Origin of the sequence: Coprococcus sp. ART55/1 (genome assembly GCF_000210595.1) — a bacterium.
Lineage (GTDB): Bacteria > Bacillota > Clostridia > Lachnospirales > Lachnospiraceae > Coprococcus > Coprococcus aceti.
The window spans coordinates 2,938,430-2,944,745 of sequence record NC_021018.1 but is presented as its reverse complement, the minus strand read 5'-3'; the positions used below and the strand labels follow the sequence as shown (position 1 = coordinate 2,944,745).

General features: G+C 46.1%; 3 protein-coding genes. All 3 read left to right on the top strand.

All coding sequences use genetic code 11. From position 1 onward, the window contains the following. Positions 1-3,354 (top strand): hypothetical protein (locus CCU_RS13250; protein ID WP_208896289.1); only part of this gene is annotated, 3,354 nt, incomplete at its 5' end. Between the two features lie 112 nt (positions 3,355-3,466). After that, entirely contained in the window at positions 3,467-4,459 is a 993-nt protein-coding gene (locus CCU_RS13245; protein WP_015535004.1) for a rod shape-determining protein, read from the top strand. 4 nt (positions 4,460-4,463) lie between these two features. Further along, positions 4,464-6,316: YgiQ family radical SAM protein (locus tag CCU_RS13240; protein WP_208896288.1), on the top strand; the 1,853-nt coding region annotated here is incomplete at its 3' end.

The window sequence follows — 6,316 nt, the reverse complement described above, 5'->3', positions numbered from 1 at the left end:
CACAAAACTTTGTCCAAGGAGGAGTTAGAACGAATCGAGGCTAAGAAACGCCGTAAGAGAGAAGAGGCTCTTGGAATTGTTCATGAGGATGAACCGGAAACTTCAACTGAGGATGAAAAGCAGGACGATGTTCCAAAAGAGGGAGAGGGACTGAAGCCTGAAGATAAAAAAGAAGATAAAAAACCAGAGGGAGCTGCACCTAAGCTCAGTCTTAACCTTGGAGGCATCGCTGATGATATGTCGGGCGGTGGTCTCGGAGGAGGCCTTGGCGGCGGATTAGGTGAAGGCGGTCTTGGAGGACTCGGAGGCGGCCTTGGCGGAGGACTCGGAAGTACACCTAAGACAGAGGGAGGCCTTGGATCAGGCGGCCTTGGCGGCGGTCTTGGAAAAACACCTAAAACAGAAGGCGGTCTTGGTGGCGGATTTAAGTTCGGCGCCGGAACTGAAGGTACAGTTAAGTCAACAGGTGGAAGCAATATTGTTCTCACTGATGATGATGAAAATGCTGAGGATGAAGAGACACTTGAGTGGGTAACTGATAAGAATGCAAAGGTGAATAAAGTTAAGTCACCTAAGGGAGGCAGTGATGCGAACGGAGATCTGTTCAGCATTCTCCCAGATAGAAACAAGCAGGCTGCGGCTGGAGAGTCATTGTATGATTTTGATGATGATGATGACGATGATGACGATTTCCTTGGAGCAGGAATAAAGAACCTGTCCAATATAGACGAGGAGAGTCCTGAGGAGATAGCCAAGAAGAAGGCTGAAGAGGAGGCTAGGAAGAAAGCTGAGGAGGAAGCCAAGAAGAAGGCTGAGGAAGAAGCTAAGAAGAAGGCCGAGGAAGAGGCTAAGCGTAAGGCTGAAGAGGAGAAGAAGCGCAAAGAGGCAGAAGAGGCAAGAAAGAAGGCTGCCGCTGAAAAGGCTAAGGCTGAGGCTGAGGCAAAGAAGCAGCAGGCGATCGACGATGCCAGAAAGAATGCTGAAGAGGCAAAGAAACATGCTGAGACCTCGAAGAAGACCATCGAGGAATGCGAGAAGACAGAGAAGGATCTCGAAAAGCAGCTTGAAGAATTTGCTGCCAAGAAGCAGAACTATGATGCAAAGATGGCACAGGAGGCTGAGGCAAAGAAGAAGAATGATGCTGAACTGCTTGAGCGAGAGGAGAAAGAGCTTGATGCCAATATTGCAAAGCTCAAGAAAGAGATATCAGATACAAATGAATCTGCTAAGAAAGAGTCAGACAGAATCCTCAAGGAGAGTGATCCTGATACATATAAGAACAATATGATCAATGAGGCTCAGGCTGCTGCCGACAAGGCTATAAAGGCACTTGCAGACACCAAGAAGACTAATGTGGATAAGGGTGTTGCTGAGTACAACAAGGCTGTTGATGCTGATAAGAAGAAATTGGCAGACATAGATGCGGATAAGAAGAAGTCTATAGAGACGGCCAAGAAGAAGCGCACAGATGAGGAAGCAAGAGCAGCCAAGATCATGAAGACTGCCGAGGCAGACAAGACAAAGGCTGGTGCAATATTCAGCGAGTCTAAGAAGGCTGAGGAAGAGGCTGATGCTAATCTTAAGAATACCACTGAGATGGAGAGTCAGTCACAGAAGACTCTTGATGAGCTCCAGAAGAAGCTTGAGGAGTCAGAGAAGGCTGTTAAGAATGCAAAGAACAGCAGAAATGATGCAAACACAAAGCTTGCAATACAGAAGGAAGAACTGAAGAAGGCAGAGAAGGTTGAGGAGGAGGCTGCAAAGGCTCTTGAGGCAGCAAAGAAAGCCAAGGAAGAGGTTCAGAAGAAGATTTCAGACAGCGAAGAGTTCATAAAGAAGGTTGCTGATCAGATTACAACTGCTGAGAACGACAACAAGAAGATCAGTGAGGATGTTGCCGCTGCAAAGAAGGAGAATGACTCATTCAAGGCTGCGAAGGCAGAGGCTCAGGAAGCTCTCGATTCAGCTAAGAAGTCTCTTGTTGAGGCTGAGGATCTTCTGGCAAAGGCAGAGGCTGCTGCCGAGGAAGCAGAGCAGGTAGTCGAAGAGGCTAAGATCGCAGAAGAGGTTGAGATCCAGAATGCGGAAGCTGCTGCCAAGGAAAAGACAGATAAGCTTACGGCAGAAGGAAAAGATAGAGAGACCAAGCATGAGGTGTTCCTTGCTGCTGAGGAAGAGAAGTATGCTACGGCAGAGGCAAGTGAGCTCGAGAAGGTTCAGACTGCAGCTATGAAGGCTGAGAAGGAAGCCTCAGATATGAAGACAAAGGCTGAAGCTGATGCTAAGAAGCTTCTCGATGATGCAAAGAAGAAAGAAGAAGAGTTAAAGAACAAGATCGCTGAGCTCAAGACAAAACAGGCTGAGCGCGTTGTTGCAAGAAAAGAGGCTGCTGATCAGGCCAAGGCCGAGGCTGAGGAGAAGAAGAAGAAAGATCTCTCAGCAATAGACAAGGCCGAGGCTGATGTCAAGAAACAGCTCGAGGATATAAGAAGCAAGGCTACTGCTGCTGCAAAGGTACTTGAAAAGGCTATAAAGCGTGAGGAAGAGTACAAGAAGCAGGAAGAGCTTCTGAAGGAAGGCAAGGTTGAGGAAGCTGCACAGGTTATCACACAGGATGAAGAAGCAACTATGGCTGCTTCAGTAAGTGAGGCTGTTGCTGCGAGACGTAAATCACTGCCTAAGGAGGCAAAGTACCTCTACAAGTATCTCGGAGTCGAGCCTGCTGGTGCACAGATCGTTAACGTTCTCCAGACTCTCAAGGTAGATCCTAAGAGATCTAAGAATGTTGTTATTCTTGGACAGCACGGATTTGGACTTACCATGGTCGGTGAGGATTTTGCAAAGTTCTATTATGATATGGGAATCTGCAAGTCTGAGGCAAAGGCAAAGGTTAAGGCAAAGGTTATAAACAGCGGTAAGCTTGCAGGAGCAGTTGGCAAGCTCAAGGGCGGATGTCTTATCATTGAGAGTGCAGGACTTATAACACCTGAGAGATTCAAAGAGATGGTTGATATGTGTTCACCTGAGAAGAATGATGTTAAGATCATCCTCACAGGAGAGAAGACAGCTCTCAGCAATATGCTTGCAGCAAATATGACTCAGGCAAGATCGTTCAACAACAGAGTATACTTTGACCAGATCAATGAGAGTGGAATGATCAATGTGGCAGAGTGCTACGCTGATGAGAAGGGCTTCAAGCTTGAGAGCGGAGCAGATACAGCTATAAAGAATGCTTTGATGGCGATGGAGTCAGGAAATATCGACAGACTTCTCGGTGCTATGGATGATGCCATGAAGGCTGCTGAGACCAGAGATCCTATCGACAAGAAGATTCTTAAAAAAGAGATAAAATAAGTTTTGTGACGGATATACCGTTGTAGAATTTTGTTGAAAAAAACAATACCAGTGCTTATAATATCTGTGTTATAGCACTGGTATTATTTTGTTGTGATAAAGGAGAATTTATATGCTTTCAACTGATATTGGAGTAGATTTAGGAACGTCAAATGTATTGATCAGCGTAAGAGGTAAGGGAATTGTTGTAAACCAGCCGTCTGTTGTCGCATATGAAGTATCTACAAAAAAAGTAATAGCAATAGGAACAAAAGCCAAGAAAATGATAGGAAAGACTCCGGAGAATATAGAGGTCGTCAGACCTCTCAATAAGGGAGTTATATCTGATTATACAATAGCGGAGATAATGCTTAAGGCATTTATCAGAAGCGCAATGGAGAAACGTTCGGGAGTTGGAAGACCAAGGATATGCGTGTGTGTTCCAAGCGGTGTTACCGAGGTGCAGAGAAGAGCTGTTGAGGAAGCAGTGTACAAGACCGGTGCCAAGACTGTGTATGTCATGGAGGAACCTTTGGCTGCTGCTGTAGGAGCAAATGTAGATATCTATGAGGCAAAGGGTAATATGGTGGTCGACATAGGCGGTGGAACCACGGATATTGCGGTCGTATCCCTTGGTGGTGCAGTGGAGAGCAGCTCCATAAAATACGCCGGAGATGACTATAATAATGCACTCATCAAGTATGCCAGAAGAAAATACAACCTGCTTATAGGTTATCAGACAGCGGAGAATGCGAAGATTGCTGTTGGCTCAGTCGTAAAGCGTGATGAAGATATTGAGTATGTGATCAAGGGCCGTGATCTTATCAAGGGACTTCCAAAGGCTGTAACAATAACTGCGAATGAAACAGTGGATGCATTTGAGGAGACTACAGAGCATATTCTTGGAGCAATACACAATGTTCTTGAGACTGCACCGCCGGAGCTGGTGGCTGACATTGCGGTATCGGGCATTGTGCTTACCGGAGGAGGAAGTCTTATATACGGAATGGACAGAATAATCAAAGAGCGCACAGGGATAGAGGCATATGTATCGGAAAAAGCACTTGAGGCAGTGGCTCTCGGCGCTGGAATGTCTGTCAACCTCAGCGATAAGAAAGAAGATTAAATGTATGGAAAGAGATTATTTGCCGATCTGCATGGAGGACATGAAGAAGAGAGGGTGGACACAGGCGGACTTTGTGTTTGTCATAGGTGATGCCTATGTTGACCATCCCTCATTTGGCCCTGCAATCATAAGCAGATTGCTTGAGAGATATGGATATAAGGTGTGTATGATTGCCCAGCCTGATTGGAAGAATGACAAGAGCATTGATGTTTTTGGCAGACCAAGACTGGGCTTTTTGGTGTGCGGAGGCAATATGGATTCCATGGTGAACCATTATTCTGTGTCCAAGAAGAGAAGACAGAAGGATGCGTACTCTCCAGGTGGACAGATGGGACTTCGGCCTGATTATGCCACCACGGTATACTGTAATCTGATAAGGAGAACGTACAAGGATGTTCCGATCATAATCGGAGGTATAGAGGCCAGCCTCAGACGTATGGCACACTATGATTATTGGTCTGATAAATTGAAACATTCCATTCTGGTGGATTCATCCGCCGATATACTTTCGTATGGCATGGGCGAGCACAGCATGATAGAGATAGCGGAGGCGCTCGACAGCGGAATAGATGTGAAAGATATCACATTTGTCAGGGGTACATGCTACAGGACAAAGGATATATCCGGTGTGCCCGAGGATTCCATTATACTGCCGGATTATGACAGCCTTTCAAAGGATAGATTGGAATATGCAAGAAGCTTTTATACACAGTATATAAATACAGATCCATACTCGGCTAAAACGCTGGTTGAGGGATACGGAAACAGAGGATATGTTGTTCAGAATCCTCCGGCTTATCCGCTCACCCAGATGGAGATGGACGATGTGTATGATCTGCCATATATGAATAACTACCATCCGATATATGAGGAGGCGGGCGGTATCCCGGCTATATCAGAGATAAAATTCAGCCTGACGAGCAACCGGGGCTGCTTCGGAGGATGCAGCTTCTGCGCACTGACATTTCACCAGGGCAGGATCATACAGACAAGAAGCCACGAGTCACTGATAAAGGAAGCGGAGCGCATGACGCATGATCCTGATTTCAAAGGCTATATACATGATGTCGGAGGGCCGACTGCGAATTTCAGGCATAAATCATGCGCAAAGCAGGATAAATATGGTGTATGCACCAACAAGCAGTGTCTGTTCCCGGAACCGTGCAGGAATTTGAAGGTTGACCACAAGGATTATGTTGAGCTTCTGCGGAAGCTGGAAGCGGTTCCAGGTGTGAAAAAAGTATTTATCAGATCGGGAATACGATTCGATTATGTGATGGCGGACAGCAACGATGAATTTCTGAAAGAGCTTTGCGAGAAGCACATAAGCGGACAGCTCAGAGTTGCGCCGGAGCATGTATCGGATAATGTTCTCAGGATGATGGGCAAGCCACAGAACAGTGTATATGAGAAATTCATTGATAGATACAAAAGGGTAAATGCAAAGACTGGAAAGCAGCAGTATGTTGTTCCGTACCTGATGTCATCACATCCCGGATCCACGCTGAAGGAGGCGGTGGAGCTTGCCGAATATGTAAGGGATATAGGCTATATGCCTGAACAGGTGCAGGATTTCTATCCTACGCCGTCCACGATATCCACATGTATGTACTATACCGGAGTCGATCCTAGAACCATGAAACCGGTATATGTACCTCATAATCCACATGAAAAGGCAATGCAGAAGGCTCTTATGATGTATAGAAAACCGGAGAATTATGATCTGGTCAAAGAGGCGCTCATAAAGGCCGGCAGACAGGATCTTATCGGTTTTGATAAAAAATGTCTGATAGCGCCGAGAAAGATGGACAGGAAAGGTGAACACCAGGGACAACGTTCGTATGGCAAAAATGATAA